The following is a 16,934-nucleotide window of genomic DNA, read 5'->3' as shown; positions in this document are numbered from 1 at the left end:
GACAACGGGGCCCGGCGGGTGGTGCGGCACCCCGGGTGGGAGGCTGCGCCCGTGCCGAGCGAGCTTCCCGACCGCGCCGAGGAGGTCCTCGAGGTCGTGCACGCCATCCCCGCCGGGCGGGTCCTGACCTACGGCGACGTGGGTGAGCTCGTCGGTGACCGCGGACCGCGGTTCGTCGGGAACGTGCTGCGCCGCTTCGGGTCCGACGCTCCCTGGTGGCGCGTGCTGCGGGCCGACGGGAGCGCCGCCCCGCCGCTCGCGGACCGGGCCCTGCAGCACTGGCGGGCGGAAGGGGTCCCGCTGCGGCGCCTCGCCCACGACGCCGCCGACGTCCGGGTCGACCTGGGTCAGGCCCGTTGGGACGCCGCGGACTGGGTCGCCCCGTGGGCCCCGCGGTGAGCCTCCCCGAGGACCTGGCCTGCGCGCACCGGCGCTTCTCGGTGGAGTTCTCGCCCGCCCACGACGAGGCCTCGGCCACCCGGCAGTGGGCGACCGTCGAACGGCTCGCCCGGCTCCGGCCCGTCTTCGCCTCGGTCACCTACGGCGCCGGCGGCGGCAGTCGGGAGGGGACGGTCGAGCTCGCCTCCCGCCTCACCGCCGAGACGTCCCTGCGTCCGCTCGCCCACCTCACCGCCGTCGGGGAGTCCGCGGACCGGCTGCGCGGTGTCGTCGGCGACCTGCTGGCGGGCGGGGTGCGCGACGTCCTCGCCCTGCGGGGGGACCCGGACGGCGACCCGCACGCGCCCTGGACCCCGCACCCGCAGGGTCTGCAGCACGCCGACGAGCTGGTGCGGCTGGCCCTGGCCGAGGGCGCGTCCTCGGTGGGGGTGGCGGCCTTCCCGCTCGGCCACCCCGACTCTCCCGACCCCGACACCGACCTGCGGCACCTGCTGGGGAAGTTCCGCGCCGGAGCCGCGTTCGCGATCGCCCAGCTGACCTTCGACGTCGAGGACTTCCTGCGTCTGCGGGACCGCCTCGCCGCCGCCGGCTGCGCGGTGCCGCTGGTCCCGGGTCTGCTGCCCGTGACCAGCCCGCGGGTCCTCGAGGTGACCCGACGGCTCACCGACGGCCACGAACCCTCCTGGCTGCACCGTCGCCTCGACCCCTTCCTCGACGACCGGGGCGCCTTCCGCGAGGAGGGTCTGCGGGTCGCGGTCGAGGACGGCCGCCGGCTGCTGGCCGAGGGTGTGCCCCTGCTGCACCTCTACTCCCTGAACCAGGCCGCCAACGTCGAGGCGCTGGTGACCGAGCTGGGACTGGCCGGGTGACGGCATGGGAGTCCCCGTCCGGGTCGTGGTGGGGGTCGTGGTGGGGGTCGTGTCGGAGGTCTGTGGTGCGATGACGGGGTGCTCGGGGAGAACGCGAACGACGGTGGTGCGGGCCGTGGACCGGCCAGGGGCGGCGACGGTCTCCGCCGACGGCCGCGACCGCCGCGGTTGCGGCGCGCCGCACCCGTCGAACCTCCTGCCGCACAGCCGGACCCGAGCCAGCAGCGGGTGCTCGACACCCGGCCCGGCAGCGGCCCGCTGGTCGTCCTGGGCGCCCCGGGGACCGGTCGTACCCGCACCCTGCGCGAACTCGTCGCGACCCGGGTGGAACGCGACGGCCTGGAACCGGACCGGGTCCTCGTCCTGGCCCCGACCCGCCGTTCCGCCGACCTGCTGCGCGACGACCTCTCGCAACGGTTGCGACGCACGACGGGCCAGCCCGCGGCCCGCACGCCCCAGTCCTACGCCTTCGGCGTGCTGCGCCTCGTCCACGTCCGCGAGGGGACCCCGCCGCCACGCCTGATCTCCGGCGCCGAACAGGACTCGATCCTGGCCGACCTGCTCCGCGGTCACCTCGCCGTCACCGCCGAGGAGGGCCCGGCCGTGACCGAGCTCTTCGACCTCGACGCCACCGGCGCGCTCACCGCCACGGGTGCCCTGCGGGTCCCGAGCTGGCCCAGCGACGTCCCCCGCGCGTCCTGGGTGCTGCGCAGCTTCCGCAACGAACTGCGCGACCTGCTGATGCGCGTCGTCGAACGGGGGCTGCGCTCCGCCGACCTGCTCGACCTCGCCCGGACCCAGGCCCGGCCCGAGTGGCGGGCCGCGGCCGCCCTCCTCGAGGAGTACCTCGACGTCAACGCCCTCAGCCGCTCCGAGGCCTACGACCCGGCCGCCGTGGTCGACGAGGCCGTCGTCGCCCTGCAGGCCCAGCCCGACCTGCTCGCCGCCGAACGCGCCCGCTGGGACCTCGTCGCCGTCGACGACGCCCACGACCTCTCCGACGCCGGTCTGCGCCTGCTCGAGGTCGTCGCCGGTGGGCGCGACCTCGTGCTGACCGCCGACCCCGACAGCGTCACCCAGGGCTTCCGCGGCGCCGACGCGCGCACCGCCGCCGGGCTCGCCCAGCGGTTCGGGCCGCGACCGGGCGTCGACGCGCCGACGTTCGTGCTCGGCACCGGCTGGCGTCAGCGGCCCGTCCTGCACGACGTGACCCGGGCGGTCTCGACCCGCATCGGCGCTCTCGGCGGCGCCGGGCAACGCGCGGCCCGCGCGGGTCGTGGCGGCGGTGGGCACGTCGAGGTCGCCGTCCTCGGCTCACCCACCCAGGAGGCCGCCTGGATCGCCCAGCGGTTGCGCCGCCGCCACCTGCTGGACGGGATGCCCTGGTCCCAGATGGCCGTCGTCGTCCGCTCCGCCGGGCACACCGCCGCGCTGCGCCGGGGTCTCGCGCACGCCGGGGTGCCGCTCGCGGTGCCGCTCGCGGAGGTCCCCGTGCGCGACGAGCCGTCCGTCCGCCCGCTGCTGACGGCGCTCGCCGTCGTCCTCGACCCGCAGGCCCTCGACGACGCCACGGCCAGGGACCTCGTGACCTCGCCCGTCGGCGGCGCCGACGTGGTCGCCCTGCGGCGCCTGCGGCAGTCGTTGCGCCGCAGCGAGGTCGCCGCCGGTGGCGGTCGCAGCAGCGACGCCGTGCTCACCGGGGCGCTGGCCGGGGCGCTCGCCGCGCCGGAGGCCGGTGACCTCGCCGCGACGGACGGTGACCTGGCGATGCTCGGCGTCGAGGACCCGGCGTTGCGCCCGGCCGTGCGGGTGGCGGTCGTCCTGCAGGCCGGTCGACGAGCGGCCGCGGCGCCCGACGCGAGCGCCGAGACGGTCCTCTGGGGGATCTGGGAGGCCAGCGGTCTGGCGGAGCGCTGGCAGCGGGCCGCCCTGGCCGGGGCCGTCGTCGAGGGGGCCGACGCCGGGCGCGCCGACCGCGACCTGGACGCCGTGCTCGCCCTCTTCGAGGCCGCGGGTCGTTTCGTGGACCGCTTCCCCGGGTCCGGCAGCGCGCAACGCTTCCTCGACCAGCTGATGGCGGCCGAGGTGCCCTCCGACACCCTCGCCGACCGCGCCCCCGACGCGGGAGCCGTCACGCTGACCACCCCGCAGGGCGCGGTGGGACGCGAGTGGGACCTCGTCGTCGTCGCCGGGGTGCAGGAGGGGGTCTGGCCCGACCTGCGGTTGCGCGGTTCCCTCCTCGGCGCGCAGGCGTTCGTGGACGTCCTCGAGGGCCGAGACTCCGACGGCCCCGGCGCGCGCCGCGCCGTGCTGGAGGACGAGCTGCGGCTCTTCCACGTCGCGGTCTCCCGGGCGCGCGAGGAGCTGGCGGTGACCGCCGTGCGGGCGGAGGAGGAACGCCAGTCGGCCTTCGTCGACGTCGTCGCCGACGCGGCCGGGCTGCAGGAGGGCGCGCAGGACGAGGAGCGCGAACTGGCGACCGTGCCACGGGCGGTGTCGTTGCCGGCGCTGGTGGCCCGGCTGCGCCAGGTCGTCTGCGCGCCGGACACGCTCGAGTCCCCGCAGCGCAAGGCCGCCGCGGCGGCCCGGCTGGCGGAGCTGGCCCGAGCCGGGGTCGGTGGCGCGGACCCGGCGCAGTGGTACGGCGTCGACGACCTCACCGACGACGGCCCGTTGCGCGCTCCGCACGAGGAGGTCGCCGTCTCGCCGTCGCGGGTCGAGAGCTTCGAGCGCTGCGGGCTGCGCTGGTTGCTGGAGAGCTCCGGCGCCCGCGCGGGCGACTCGACGAGCCAGTCGATCGGCAACCTCGTGCACCGCATCGCCTCCGAGGCTCCCGAGGCCGACGCGTTCGAGCTGCGTCGTCGCCTGGGGGTGCTCTGGCCGACCCTCGGACTGCCGGACGGGTGGGTCGCGGACACCGCGCGCGCCCGGGCCGAGCGGATGGTCGACAAGCTCGCGGAGTACTACCGCGAGGCCCGCCGGGAGGGCCGCACGCTGGCCGGCGTCGAGCTCGACGTCGACGTCCTGGTCGGTCGCGCCCGCATCCGCGGCCGGGTGGACCGGCTCGAGGTCGACGGCGAGGGTCGAGCCGTGGTCGTCGACCTCAAGACGGGCAGGACCCAGCCGTCGAAGGCCGACCTGGAGCGGCTGCCGCAGCTCGGCGTCTACCAGCTCGCCGCCCAGGAGGGCGCGTTCCCCGCGGTGCCCGGCACGGGGGGCGCCGCCCTCGTCCAGCTCGGCGGGAACCAGAAGAAGGCCCCGCAGCAGCGCCAGCGCGCTCTGGACGAGGACCCCGAGCCCGGCTGGGCGTCCGACCTCGTGGCCCGTGCGGCCGAGGGGATGGCCGCCGACCGCTTCGAGGCGGTCGTCGGTCCGCACTGCGGGTACTGCCCGGTCTACAGCAGCTGTCCGGCCCAGGACGCCGGTCGCAGCGTCGTCGAGGAGGGTGGCCGGTGAGCGAGCTGCTGGGAGCCGTGGAGATCGCGCACCGGCTCGGGCGGCCGACCCCGACCCCCGAGCAGGTGGCCGTGATCGAGGCACCCGTGGAGCCGATGCTGGTCGTCGCGGGGGCCGGCTCGGGCAAGACGGAGACGATGTCCTCGCGCGTCGTGTGGCTCGTCGCCAACGGCCTGGTGGCTCCCGAGGACGTCCTCGGCCTGACCTTCACCCGCAAGGCCGCCGGAGAGCTCGCCGAACGCGTCCGTCGCCGGCTGCGGGGGCTGCGGGCCGTCGGCCTGGGCGGGGACACCGCCGACGACGCGCTGGGCGAGGGGGAACCGGTCGTCTCGACGTACCACGCCTACGCCGCGTCGCTCGTGATCGACCACGGGCTGCGGATGGGCATCGAACCGCAGTCCACCGTGCTCTCCGACGCGGGTGCGTGGCAGCTGGCCTCCGACGTCGTGGAGACCTGGCGCGGCGACCTGCCCGGGGTCGAGGCCGCACCGAGCACCCTGGCCGCGGCGCTGCTCCAGCTGGCGGGGGAGTGCGCCGAGCACCTCGTCGACCCCGCGGACGTGCTGTCCTTCGTCGACGGGATCGACGCCCACGTCAAGACGCTGCCCAAGGACGACAGGAGCATCGCGAAGCTCGGCGCGCACGTCCCGGGGGAGCCCTACGCCAAGGTCCGCGACCTCCTGGCCGTCCAGCAGGCCCGCAAGGTCGTCGTCCCGCTGCTCGCCGAGTACGAGCGCCGCAAGCGTGACGCGGAGCAGCTCGACTTCGGTGACCAGGTGCTGCTCGCCGCTCGCCTGGCCCGCGAGGTCCCGGCCGTCGCCGCGGCGGAGCGGGCGAAGCACCGGATCGTGCTGCTGGACGAGTACCAGGACACCTCCTACGCCCAGCTCGCCCTGCTGCGTTCGCTGTTCGGGGACGGGCACCCCGTGACGGCCGTGGGCGACCCGCACCAGTCCATCTACGGCTGGCGCGGCGCCAGCGCGGGGAACCTCGTGAGCTTCCCCGCCCACTTCCGCCGCCTCGACGACACCCCCGCCGCCCAGCTGCCGCTCGCGACGAGCTGGCGCAACGACGAGGGCGTCCTCGCCGCGGCCAACGTCGTCGCCGAGCCGTTGAACGCGGCGCTCACGGCGGGGACGGTCGCCGTGCTGCGCCCGCGTCCGGGCGCCGGGACCGGCCGGGTGCGGGCGACGTTCGCCGCGACGGTCGAGGAGGAGGCCGCCGAGGTCGCCGCCCGCCTCGCCGAGGTGTGGCGCGCCGACTCCGAGCGGCTCGCCGTCCAGCGCCGGGTGGAGGGCGCCGACCCCAGACCCCGTCGCACCGCGGCGGTGCTGTGCCGCAAGCGGAGCCAGTTCGTGGTGCTGCAGCGCGCGTTGCGCGACGCCGGGTTGCCCGTCGAGGTCGTCGGGCTCGGGGGACTGCTCTCGACCCCGGAGGTCGTCGACGTGGTCGCAACCCTGCACGTCCTGCACGACCCGGGTCGTGGCGACCACCTCGCGCGGTTGCTGACCGGTGCGCGCTGGCGCCTCGGCGCCCGCGACCTCGCGGCGCTGGGGGTGTGGGCCCGTCAGCTCCAGCGGCAGCGCAACGCGCTGCCGCAGGACCCGCACGAACCGGGCGAGGACGTCGTCCTCCTGCCCGACGAGGTCGAGTCGGTGAGCCTCGTGGAGGCCCTGGACGACCTCCCGGGCCCCGGCTGGACCGGACCGGACGGTCGCGGGTTGTCCGCCCGGGCGCACACCCGGCTGTCCCGGCTCGCCGCCGCCCTGCGCCGGTTGCGCAGCCGGACCCACCTGCCCGTCGCCGACCTGGTCGGCGAGGTCGAACGCGCCCTGCTGCTCGACGTCGAGGTGGCGGCCCGGCCGGGCAGTTCCCCGGCCTTCGCCCGCAGCAACCTCGACGCCCTCGCCGACGCGGCCGCGTCGTTCTCGGCGGGGTCGCAACGGCCGGGGCTGGGGGGTTTCCTGTCCTGGCTGGACGCGGCCGAGGTCCGCGAGCGCGGACTGGAACCCGGAGCCTCCGACGTGGCGACCGACGCCGTCCAGCTGCTCACCGTGCACGCCAGCAAGGGACTGGAGTGGGACGTCGTCGCCGTGCCCGGGCTCGTCGAGAAGTCGTTCCCCGCCACGGGGGAGACCGCACCGGGGTGGCTGGGCGGCATGGGTTCGCTGGGTGTCCTGCCCTACCCGCTGCGCGGTGACCGCTCCAGCCTGCCGCACTTCGACATCGAGGGTGCCGACACCCAGAAGGAGCTCGACACCGCCCGCGAGCAGTTCCTCGCCGCCTGCGGTGAGCACCAGCTCGCCGAGGAACGCCGTCTCGCCTACGTCGCGTTCACCCGGGCCAAGGAGGAACTCCTGCTGTCCGGGGCCTACTGGGACGACGCGACGAGGCCCCGGGAGCCCTCCCGGTTCCTGCGCGAGGTCCTCGAGGCCCCGCCCGGCGCCGTTCCCGGGCTCGTGGTGCTGCCGCCGGCGGCCCCGCCGGAGCCCGACGCGCCGAACCCGCGGACGGCGAACCCGCAGCGCGTCGTCTGGCCGGTCGATCCGCTCGCCTCCCGACGCGGCGACGTGGACGCGGGGGCGGCGCTCGTCCGCGCCGCGATGGCGGGGACGACCACCGACGAGGAGGTGAACGAGGTCGACGAGGAGACGCTGTCCTGGGGCGAGCAGAGCCGGTTGCTGCTGGCCGAGCGCGCCCGGGCCCACGACGCCCCCGGGGTGCTCCTGCCCAAGCACCTCTCCGCGTCGCGGCTGGTGGCGCTGGCCCAGGACGCCGACGCGTTGGCCCTGCAACTGCGACGGCCCGTCCCGCTGGAACCCCGTCCGGCGACCCGCCGGGGGACGGCGTTCCACGCTTGGCTGGAGCAGCGCTTCACCGCGAGTTCGCTGCTCGACCTGGTCGACCTCCCCGGTGCGGCCGACGAGGACGCCGCCGACGACGCGGAGCTCGTGGCGCTGCAGCGTCGCTTCCTCGCCTCGGAGTGGGCCTCACGGGACCCGGTCGCCGTCGAGGTTTCGGTGGAGACCCCTGTCGCCGACCTCGTGGTGCGGGGCCGGATCGACGCGGTCTTCTCGACGGTCTCGGCCGGGAGGACCCGGTGGGACGTCGTGGACTGGAAGACGGGCCGACCGCCGGAGGGGGACGGGGCGCGTGCCCGCGACGTCCAGCTCGCGGTCTACCGCCTGGCCTGGTCGCGGTGGCAGGGAGTTCCGCTGGAGGACGTCAGTGCAGCGTTCTTCTACGCCTCGACGGGTGCGACGGTCCGGCCCGTCGACCTGCTGGGCGCGGACGACCTGGAACGTCTGGTCCGTTCCGTGCCGGTCGGGTAGTCGCCCAGGCTGGCGAGGAACTGCCGGAACGCGCGGTCGGTGCGGTCCCGGTCGCCGGTGGCGTGCAGGTCGGTGATCAGTCCGCGGATCACGGCCAGGACGAGGGTCGCGAGCTCCGGGCGCTCGAGGGTCCGCAGTCCGTCCTCGAGGGGTTCGAGCCAGTCGGTCGTCGCGGCCCGGCGCAGTTCCGGCCACAACGGCTCGACGGTGCTCTCGCGCAGTTCCCCGAACATCCGCAGGTAGGGCTGCCCGTCCGCCCCGGTGATCGCGGTCCACGCCCGGGTGAGGGTGTCGCGGTACGGCTCGTCGGGTCGTGGCCGGAGCAGGTCGCGGAACCCGTCGAGCTGTCGCTGCCGGGCCCGGCCGAGGACCGCGCGCAGCAGGGCGTCGCGGGTGCCGAAGTGGTAGATCAGCATCCGCGCCGAGGTCCCGGTGGCCGTGACGAACGGTCCGAGCCGGTCGGGGAGGCCGTGAGCGAGGGCGTGGTCGGCGCAGGCGTCGAGCAGTTCCTCCTTCACCTGCGGCTGCGGTCGACGGCCCATCCCCGGATCTTTTCGCGTAACGATCGCTACGTCTAGCGTTGGTCGCCGGACGAGCGTGGAGGTCGGGATGAGGGTCGTGTTCGTGCACGGGGCGTGCGTGAAGGACGGGTCGTGGTGGTGGCGCCGGACCGCGGACCTGTTGCAGGAGAACGGTGTCCGCAGCGTCTCGCCGCTGCTGCCCAGTTGTGGCGAGGGTGGCTCGGGTGGTTTCGCCGAGGACGTCGCCGCGGTGCGGGGGGTGCTGCAGGACAGCGACGAACCGACGGTGGTCGTCGCCCACAGCTACGGCGGGATCGTCACCGCGCAGGCAGCCGCCGGGATCGATCCCGTCCGCCACCTGCTGCTGGTCTCCAGCTACCTGCCCGAGGTCGGCCAGGGCCTCGCCGACTTCGGCGGGGGGCCCTCGCCCTTCCTCGACGTGGACGTCGACGCCGGCACGTTCGGGGTGCGCCCCGAACTCCTCGTCGACACGTTCCTGCACGACTGCGACCCCGAGGTCCGGGCCGAGGGGGAGCGCCACCTCGCCCGGCAGAACGTCGAGGTGACCTCGGCAACCGTCACCGCCGCCGCGTGGCAGGCCCTGCCCACCACCTACCTCGTCTGCACCCAGGACCGCGGGACCCCGCCGCGGCGGCAACGCGAGCACGCTGCCCGCGCGGACGCCGTCGTCGAGATCGACGCCGGGCACCACCCGTTCCTGTCCCGGCCGGTCGAGGTGCGCGACCTCGTCCTCCGCCTCGCGCCGCGGTCCTGACCCGTCCCGGTGCTCAGGGGATGTGGCGGAACTCGTCGCCGTCGGGGTCGGCCAGCGCTGCACCCTCCCGGTCCTCCCGAGGCGGCCCCCACTGGGACACCCATCGGTGTCACCACGTGGAGTGAGGTGTGGGTGCGACGATCCGGGCGCTCTGGCGACGAGATCGTCACATCCACGCCTCACTCGACGCGGCCAGGCGCCGGGATCCCACCCTCGTGTGACCCGTGTCTCACGGGAGGTGGTGACAGCGATGGGTGCGACGGGTCAGGCGGGAGCGGCCTCGCTGTCCTCGTGGTCGGGAACGCGGCACCAGCGTTCGACGAGGAGATCGGCGCTCTGCTGCTCGGGACGAACCGGGGACCCGGCTGGGTGGCCGAGCCGGGGAGGAGGGCGTCCGGCGTGGCGGGTCGGTCCAGCAGGCCGCTCCAGGACGCGGCGAGGCGCGTCGGGTCGTGCGTGTCCCGGATGAGAGCGACGAACTCGAGGTGGGCTCCGCGCCCGGGACCCGTGCGGCGGGGCATCAGTCGAAGGTCAGGTCCACGATCACACCCCGGTGATCGCTCCCACCCACCTGCTCGATGCGCGCCGTGACCCGCACGGAGTCCGGCAGCCCGTCGGCGAGGGCGTGGTCGAGCTGCACCTTCGGTGCGGGGGCGGGGAACGTCGGGCCGGTGACGAGGGGCCGCCAGGGCAGGACCCGGTGGACGACGCCCGGCGGCAGGTTCAGGTCCCCGAGCAGGACGAGGGGGCGCGGCAGCGACTCGGCGAAGCGCCGGACGGCCCGCAACTGCGCGACCGAGCGGAGCGGCGAGAACGAGAGGTGGGTCCCGAGGACGCTCACCGGTCCGATCGCCGTCTCCACGACGGCCGCGACGACGGCCCGCGGCTCGTCCGGGATCCAGCGCAACCCGGCGCCCGGGACGGGGAGCGGCAGCTTCGCGCGACCCGGAGCCATCCGTTCCTCGCGCCACTCCAGGACCGGCAGCCGCGACAGCAGGGCGATGCCGTAGGACGGTTCCCCGGCCACGGTCGCGTCGGCCGGGTAGAAGCCTTGCGGCGTACCGGGAGTGCCGTGGACGGTGGCGACGAAGCGCCCGGTGGACCCGGTGGCCTGCGCGAGCAGCGCCGTCTGGTCCGCCCGTGCGCTGCGGGGGAGCAGGTGGTCGACCTCCTGCACCGCGACGACGTCGGCGTCCAGCGCCGCGACCGCCGTGGTCAGGACGAAGGAGTCGACGGCGCCGGAGGCGAGGTCGCGACCGGAGGCCGCGTTGACCGAGGCGATGCGCAGGTGCACGGGATCAGGAACCCAACGGGTTGGCGTCCGCGTGCGCGTCGAGGTCGTCCAGCATCCGCCGGGCGTCCTCGATGATCTCGGCGTCCTCGATCCGCAACCCCAGCAGCAACCAGCGGGCGAGGGCGAGCTCGCCGGCGAGGCGGGCCCGCAGCAGCAGATCGGGGTCCGGCGGTTCGTGGCGCGCGTGGGCGTAGGCCTCCAGGACCGACTCGAGCGCGTCGGGGTCGGCCCCGACGGCCAGCCAGGCGAAGTCGTCGGCGGGGTCGGCGATCTTCGCGTCGACCCAGCCGGTGATGCCGGTGAGCCGGGAGCCGTCCGTGCGCACGTGCTCACCGACGAGGTCGCCGTGGATCGGGGTGGCCGCGAACCGCCAGTGCGAGACGTCCTCCATGAGGACCTCCCAGCGGGTCAGCAACCGCGGCGGGACGTGACCGGTCGAGGCGGCGCGGTCGAGTTCGGACAGCCGCCGCTTGCGGTACTCCTCCGCGTCGTAGACGGGCACCCCCGCGTCGCTGAACACCCCGGTGTCGATCTGGTGCAGCGCAGCGAGTCCGATGCCGATCGAGGCAGCCAGCCCCGGGCCCGGCCGCAGGTCACCCGGGTCGAGCGGGGATCCCGGGAGCTCGCGGTGCACGACGCACCGCCCACCCTCGGGCAGGGCCAGGGTCCCGGCGGGTTCGGGGACGGCGAACGGCAACGGTTCGACGAGGCCGGCGAGCAGTTCCACCTCGGCGTCCAGCGCGGCGGCCGCCGCGGGCCGGCGCGGGGTGCGCACGACGAACCTGCGGCCCTCGCCGTCCACCACGACGGCGACGTCGAAGTCCGCGCCGTCGGCGTCGGTGGGACCGGCCGCGACCACGTCCAGACCCCGCACGGCGGCGGTGGCGAGGGCGGCGAGGACACGGGGCGAGCGGACGGGCACACCCCCACGGTATTGCGCGAGGGCCTGCATAAGGTGCAGGTGTGACCCCAGTGCCCCTCCCGAGTCCCCCCCTGCGCAACCTGGCGCTGTCCCGACAGCACGTCGACCGGGCCGGAGTGAACCGGGTCCCGGCCTCGCACCTGCAGGAGCTCTGGGCCTCGCCGGACACCCGCGTCCTGCAGGTCCACGCCGGACGCGCCCCCGTCGTGAGCACTCCGGAGGGGTTGAAGCTGGTGCTGCGCGCCCCGGCCCAGGTCCCCACCCCCGGCGCCGACGACCTGCAGCTCTACCTCGGCGTCGACGAGGGCGTCCACCACGTCGCGGTCGTCTCGGCCGACGCCGAACCCGAGGCCACCGACGGCGCCGGCGGTGGCGAGGAGTGGCGGGGACTGCGCGAGGTCGGTGAGGAACTCTCCGCCCGCGACGCCGGGCTGTTCACCGAGGCCCTCTCGATGGGCAACTGGCACGCCGTGACGCGGTTCTCCCCGCGCAGCGGTCAGCCGCTGACCGCCGCGTCGTCGGGCTGGGTGAAGGTCGAACCCGACGGCAAGGAGCACTTCCCGCGCACCGACGCCGCGGTGATCATGGCCATCATCTCGCCCGAGGACGAACTCCTGCTGGGCCACCAGCCGGTCTGGCCGGAGAACCGCTACTCCGTCCTCGCCGGTTTCGTCGAACCGGGGGAGTGCTTCGAGGACACCGTGCGCCGCGAGGCGTTCGAGGAGGCCGGCATCGTCATCGGCTCCGGCCTCGAGGACGTCGTCTACCTCGGTAGCCAGCCGTGGCCGTTCCCGGCGAGCCTCATGGTGGGTTTCGCCGCCCGCGCCACGACCCGGGAGATCAAGGTCGACGGCGACGAGATCGCCCTCGCCCGCTGGTTCACCCGCGACGAACTCGCCGAGGAACTCGCCGCCGGACGGGTCCTGCCGCCGCCGGGGGTCTCCATCGCCCGGCGCCTCATCGAGGCCTGGTACGGCGGGCCGATCCCCGTTCCCGACGACAAGCCCTGGGCCTGATCCGCTACTCCCGCACCAGTTCCGCCGGGTGCCGGGGGTCCTCGCACCGCAGCACCGCGGTCGCGAGGTCGACGGGTTCGCTCAAGTCCAGGTAGCGCTTCCACCCGCCGAGGACCCGGTCGACGTCGTCGGCCGGGACCCGGCGGCGGATCGCGTTGTCCGAGGTCGACAGGTGCAGCACGGCGTCGAAACCCCAGCGGGTGTCCTCGCGCAGCAGGAACGGGCCGGTGAACACCAGGACGGCGTCGTCGGGGACGTCGCGACGGGCCGCGCGGGAGGACCGGTCGGTGCCGGGGTCGTACAACGACGGGACCCACCACCGCTCGTGCTCCGCGCCGAGGGGTTCCAGGACCTCCCGGTAGAGCCCCGGCACGTCCAGCCAGGTGTCGTGGAACGCATCGGGGTCGTCGCGACCGAACTCGTAGCGCAGCGAACGGGGACGCCAGAAACCCGACCAGTCCGCCTGCAGCACCGGACGGGCCCGCTCGCGCAGCGCCGCCACCAGGTGCTCCGCGAACCAGGCGCGGTCGGCGTCGACGGCGCCGTCGACGCCGACGCAGGCGCCCGCGGGCAGCGAAACGGCCCACCGGTCCGCGAACTCGCGGGGACCGGTGGGCCGGAAGGTCGTGGTCAGGAGAGCTTGGCCTTGACCTCGGCGAGGGAGGGGTTCGTCGCGGCGGTCCCGTCCGGGAAGAGCAGCGTCGGCACGGTCTGGTTGCCACCGTTGACCTGCATCACGTACTCGGCCGCGTTCGGGACCTCCTCGATGTTCACCTCGGAGTAGCTGATGCCTTCACGGTCCATCTGCGACTTCAGGCGACGGCAGTAGCCGCACCACGTCGTCGTGAACATCGTGACGCTGCCGGCCGCGGGGGCCTCCATCGTGGACACGGTCCTGCTCCTCGCTCCAGGTCACCACCGGGCTGTGGATCGTCTGCACCCCGTGCAACCACGGGATCCACAGCCATCTTCCCGCAGGCGGTTCACGGCGTGTCGTCCACAACGCGCCGCCCCTCCTGCCACCGACCACCCGTCCGGTGGGAGAAGATGCCGGGGCCATGACGACGAGCACAGACCTCCGCCCCAGCGCCGACTCGGTCCTCGACGGGCTCGACCCCGAGCAGCGCCAGGTCGCGACCACGCTCGACGGCCCCGTCTGCGTCCTCGCCGGCGCCGGGACCGGCAAGACCCGCGCCATCACCCACCGCATCGCCTACGGCGTGCACTCCGGCGCCTACGTGCCCAACCGGGTGCTGGCCGTGACGTTCACGGCGCGCGCCGCGGGGGAGATGCGGACCCGCCTGCGCGACCTCGGCGTCGCCGGCGTCCAGGCCCGCACCTTCCACGCCGCCGCCCTGCGTCAGCTGCAGTTCTTCTGGCCGCAGTCCATCGGCGGGTCGCTGCCGAACCTGGTCGAGCACAAGGCCCCGCTCATCGCCGACGCCTGCAACCGGCTGCGCATCCAGGCCGACCGCACCCGGGTGCGCGACCTCTCCGCCGAGGTCGAGTGGACCAAGGTCATGCTCGTCGACCCCGACGACTACGTGCGCCTCGCCGCCGCCGCGGGCCGCGGCGAGCCGGGCGGGCTCGACCTCGCCACCGTCGCGCGCCTCGTGCGCACCTACGAGGACGTGAAGACCGACCGGGCCGTCATCGACTTCGAGGACGTCCTGCTGCTGACCGCCGGCATCCTCGACGAGCGCCCCGACGTCGCCGCCACCGTCCGTGAGCAGTACCGCCACTTCGTCGTCGACGAGTACCAGGACGTCTCGCCGCTGCAGCAGCGCCTCCTCGACCTCTGGCTCGGCGGTCGCCAGGACCTCTGCGTCGTCGGCGACGCCAGCCAGACGATCTACTCCTTCGCCGGCGCCACCCCCGAGCACCTGCTCGACTTCCCCCGTCGCCACCCCGACACCAAGGTCGTCCGGCTCGTGCGGGACTACCGCTCCACCCCCGAGGTCGTCGGCCTCGCCAACTCCGTCCTCTCGATGGCCAGCGGCACGCACGCCCAGGCCCGCCTCGAGCTCATCGCGCAACGGCCCTCCGGCCCACCGCCCACGTTCACCGCCTACGACGACGACGTCGCCGAGGCCGCCGGCGTCGCCGCGCGCATCGCCGCCGAGGTCCGCGGTGGTCGCAGCGCCAAGGACATCGCGGTCCTGTTCCGCACCAACGGCCAGTCGCAGGCCCTGGAGTCGGCGCTCGCCGACGCCGGGGTCGGCTACGTCGTCCGCGGCGGGGAGCGGTTCTTCTCCCGCAAGGAGGTCCGCGACGCGATCGTGCTGCTGCGCGGTGGCGCCCGGTCCGCGGTGCCCGGCCACGACCTCGGGGCCGAGACCCGTGCGGTGCTGTCCTCGGCCGGCTGGGGCGAGAAGGCCCCGACGGCCGGTGGCGCGACGCGCGAGAAGTGGGAGTCGTTGCAGGCGCTGGTGGTCCTCGCCGACGAGCTCGCGGAGAAGCGCCCCGGTACGCAACTCAGCGACCTCGTCGAGGAACTCCTCGAACGCAGCCAGGCCCAGCACGCCCCGACGGTCGACGGCGTGACGCTGGCCTCCTTCCACGCGGCCAAGGGGCTGGAGTGGGACGTGGTGTTCCTGGTGGGGGTGAGCGAGGGGCTGCTGCCGATCTCGTTCGCCGAGACCCCCGACGACATCGAGGAGGAACGCCGCCTCCTCTACGTCGGGGTGACCCGGGCCCGCGAGGGGATCCACCTGTCCTGGGCCAACTCCCGCACCCCGGGAGGCCGGGCCTCCCGCAAACCCTCGCGCTTCCTCGACGCCGTCCGTCCCCAGGGCGCGCCCACGGCCCGTCGCGGCGGTGCGGTCACGCCGGCGGGCGCGAAGACCAAACGCACCAGCGGGCCCATGCTCTGCCGCGTCTGCGGCGCGTCGCTCACCGCCGGGGTGGACCGCAAGCTCGGGCGCTGCAGCGACTGCCCGTCCAGCTACGACGAGGCGGTCTTCGAGAGGTTGCGCGAGTGGCGCAGCGCGACGTGCAAGGCCGCCGAGGTGCCCGCCTACGTGGTGTTCACCGACGCCACGCTCGTCGCGATCTGCGAGGCGATGCCCACGGACACCGCCGCGTTGGCGAAGATCTCCGGGGTCGGGCCGTCGAAGCTGGAGAAGTACGCCGACGAGGTGCTGGCCGTCCTCGCCACCGACTGACCTCGATGAGATCCCCTGATCCGTTGCACGGCAACGGATCAGGCGGTGGTTGAGGATCGCACCGGAACTCGTCCGGAACTCGGCGGAAAAAGACGTTGTCGTCCCGGTGCGCGTGCCCCTACAGTCAGATGCACGACAGCACGGGGCAACGGTCCCGCGCGAACGCACCGCAGAGGAGGGCAGGACGATGGAAAGCATCGTGAACGCGGTCACCGCGCAGAACGGCGTCATCGCCGATGCCTTCGCCGTGCGCCCGCGCCAGTCCTCCCCGATCGCTGCCCAGTGCGGTTCGTGGGAGCGCAGCCACGCCTCCACCGGCGGCATGACCACGGGTGGAGTGCGTCTGCTCCCGGCCACGAAGTCCCCGGCCGGGCGTCTGGTCGCCCCCGCCTACGGCAGCACCTCCTTCCCGTTCTCGGGACCCTCGACTCTGAGTCCACCGGTCTAGCCACAGACCGGCGACCTCTCAGGCCGCGGATCCCGATCACCTCGGGTCCGCGGCCATTTTGCGTTCGTGGGCTCTTCGACGCCGAACCACTCGCCGGAGAACGCAGAGAGATGACCGTGCACCAGTCCCCGCAGACCCGACCGGGTCGAGGCAACCGACAGAACATCCGCACCACCGGTGACGCCGGATCCGTCACCGTGACCCAGGAGGAGGTGAGCGGCGTGACCCGCCGCCACACGCCGGACCCGCTGCCCTGCCGCCGCTTCGACTCCGAACTCTGGTTCGCCGAGAAGCCCGAGGACGTCGAACTCGCCAAGTCGCTCTGCGCGGACTGCCCGCTCGCGAACGCCTGCCTCGCAGGCGCTCTCGAGCGTTCGGAACCGTGGGGCGTCTGGGGCGGCCAGCTCGTCCTGTCCGGGGTCGTCGTCCCGCGGAAACGTCCGCGCGGCCGTCCCCGCAAGCACCCCGTCGCCGCGTGAACCGGCTCGTCCGGTCCGACGCAGCGACCCCACCGTGAACGGAACTGGAGTCACCATGTCCTACGTCGAGGAGAACCTCGTCCGAGAACGTCTGCTCAGCCTGCACCGCGAAGCCGCCCGCACCCGGACGGTCCGCGCCCTGCGTGCCCGTCGCCAGGCCGAGGTCGCCGCCCGGCGTGCCCTCGTCCTCGCGGTGCGCGCCGACCGCGCCGAGGCCGCCGCCTCGACCGCCGGGGACCGCGACCTCGCCGCCGTCTGA

The 16,934-nt window shown here is 74.7% G+C and carries 15 protein-coding genes; 10 read left to right on the top strand and 5 right to left on the bottom strand.

The window, feature by feature from the left end; translation table 11 throughout:
* Positions 1 to 51: 51 nt before the first annotated feature.
* The 4 genes from AC0I8G_RS13010 to AC0I8G_RS12995 all read left to right on the top strand — a co-directional run bounded on the left by AC0I8G_RS13010 (position 52) and on the right by AC0I8G_RS12995 (position 8,056).
* The gene (locus AC0I8G_RS13010; RefSeq protein ID WP_380258725.1) at positions 52 to 399 is read left to right on the top strand and encodes an MGMT family protein; all 348 of its coding nucleotides are present in this window, start codon (positions 52 to 54) and stop codon (positions 397 to 399) included.
* Positions 396 to 1,268, top strand: coding sequence for a methylenetetrahydrofolate reductase (locus AC0I8G_RS13005; RefSeq protein WP_471730293.1), 873 nt, complete (start codon positions 396 to 398; stop codon positions 1,266 to 1,268). The genes AC0I8G_RS13010 and AC0I8G_RS13005 overlap by 4 nt, the downstream gene beginning before the upstream one ends.
* 78 nt (positions 1,269 to 1,346) lie before the next feature.
* A complete protein-coding gene (locus tag AC0I8G_RS13000; RefSeq protein WP_471730292.1) occupies positions 1,347 to 4,724 on the top strand; it encodes an ATP-dependent helicase in 3,378 nt (1,125 codons plus the stop codon).
* The gene (locus AC0I8G_RS12995) at positions 4,721 to 8,056 is read left to right on the top strand and encodes a UvrD-helicase domain-containing protein (RefSeq protein WP_471730291.1); all 3,336 of its coding nucleotides are present in this window, start codon (positions 4,721 to 4,723) and stop codon (positions 8,054 to 8,056) included. Before AC0I8G_RS13000 ends, AC0I8G_RS12995 begins: the two co-directional genes overlap by 4 nt.
* Here AC0I8G_RS12995 and AC0I8G_RS12990 read toward each other — a convergent pair.
* Complete coding sequence (locus AC0I8G_RS12990; protein ID WP_471730290.1) at positions 7,966 to 8,598, bottom strand: TetR/AcrR family transcriptional regulator; 633 nt, start codon at positions 8,596 to 8,598, stop codon at positions 7,966 to 7,968. The genes AC0I8G_RS12995 and AC0I8G_RS12990 overlap by 91 nt on opposite strands.
* Positions 8,599 to 8,665: 67 nt before the next feature.
* Between AC0I8G_RS12990 and AC0I8G_RS12985 the strand changes: the two genes are divergently transcribed.
* Positions 8,666 to 9,352 (top strand): alpha/beta fold hydrolase, encoded by a 687-nt coding sequence (locus AC0I8G_RS12985; RefSeq protein ID WP_471730289.1) that lies wholly within the window; start codon positions 8,666 to 8,668, stop codon positions 9,350 to 9,352.
* 520 nt (positions 9,353 to 9,872) lie between these two features.
* On the opposite strand, the gene AC0I8G_RS12980 is transcribed toward AC0I8G_RS12985, so the two are convergent.
* On the bottom strand, positions 9,873 to 10,646 hold the full coding sequence (locus AC0I8G_RS12980) for an endonuclease/exonuclease/phosphatase family protein (protein WP_471730288.1): 774 nt from the start codon (positions 10,644 to 10,646) through the stop codon (positions 9,873 to 9,875).
* A gap of 4 nt (positions 10,647 to 10,650) precedes the next feature.
* The gene (locus AC0I8G_RS12975) at positions 10,651 to 11,568 is read right to left on the bottom strand and encodes a macrolide 2'-phosphotransferase (RefSeq protein ID WP_471730287.1); all 918 of its coding nucleotides are present in this window, start codon (positions 11,566 to 11,568) and stop codon (positions 10,651 to 10,653) included.
* Positions 11,569 to 11,609: 41 nt separating this feature from the next.
* Between AC0I8G_RS12975 and nudC the strand changes: the two genes are divergently transcribed.
* Positions 11,610 to 12,584, top strand: coding sequence for an NAD(+) diphosphatase (gene nudC / locus AC0I8G_RS12970; RefSeq protein ID WP_471730286.1), 975 nt, complete (start codon positions 11,610 to 11,612; stop codon positions 12,582 to 12,584).
* 4 nt (positions 12,585 to 12,588) lie between these two features.
* On the opposite strand, the gene AC0I8G_RS12965 is transcribed toward nudC, so the two are convergent.
* Positions 12,589 to 13,086 carry a nucleoside/nucleotide kinase family protein gene (locus tag AC0I8G_RS12965; protein WP_471730285.1) on the bottom strand — a complete coding sequence of 166 codons (498 nt, stop codon included), beginning with the start codon at positions 13,084 to 13,086 and terminating at the stop codon, positions 12,589 to 12,591.
* A gap of 128 nt (positions 13,087 to 13,214) precedes the next feature.
* A complete protein-coding gene (locus tag AC0I8G_RS12960; RefSeq protein ID WP_380162441.1) occupies positions 13,215 to 13,466 on the bottom strand; it encodes a mycoredoxin in 252 nt (83 codons plus the stop codon).
* Positions 13,467 to 13,642: 176 nt separating this feature from the next.
* Here AC0I8G_RS12960 and AC0I8G_RS12955 point away from each other — a divergent pair, with 176 nt between their 5' ends.
* The 4 genes from AC0I8G_RS12955 (at position 13,643) to AC0I8G_RS12940 (ending at position 16,934) form a co-directional block, all read left to right on the top strand.
* A complete protein-coding gene (locus AC0I8G_RS12955) occupies positions 13,643 to 15,748 on the top strand; it encodes an ATP-dependent DNA helicase UvrD2 (protein ID WP_471730284.1) in 2,106 nt (701 codons plus the stop codon).
* Between the two features lie 187 nt (positions 15,749 to 15,935).
* The gene (locus tag AC0I8G_RS12950; RefSeq protein WP_471730283.1) at positions 15,936 to 16,196 is read left to right on the top strand and encodes a hypothetical protein; all 261 of its coding nucleotides are present in this window, start codon (positions 15,936 to 15,938) and stop codon (positions 16,194 to 16,196) included.
* A gap of 110 nt (positions 16,197 to 16,306) precedes the next feature.
* Positions 16,307 to 16,675: a WhiB family transcriptional regulator gene (locus AC0I8G_RS12945; protein ID WP_328292360.1), complete on the top strand. Its 369-nt coding sequence runs from the start codon at positions 16,307 to 16,309 to the stop codon at positions 16,673 to 16,675.
* Between the two features lie 34 nt (positions 16,676 to 16,709).
* Positions 16,710 to 16,934: a hypothetical protein gene (locus AC0I8G_RS12940; protein WP_328292359.1), complete on the top strand. Its 225-nt coding sequence runs from the start codon at positions 16,710 to 16,712 to the stop codon at positions 16,932 to 16,934.

It is taken from the genome of Kineococcus sp. AC630 (assembly GCF_979255925.1).
Note: the sequence above shows the minus strand (reverse complement) of the source record. Positions and strands in the feature narration are given on the sequence as shown.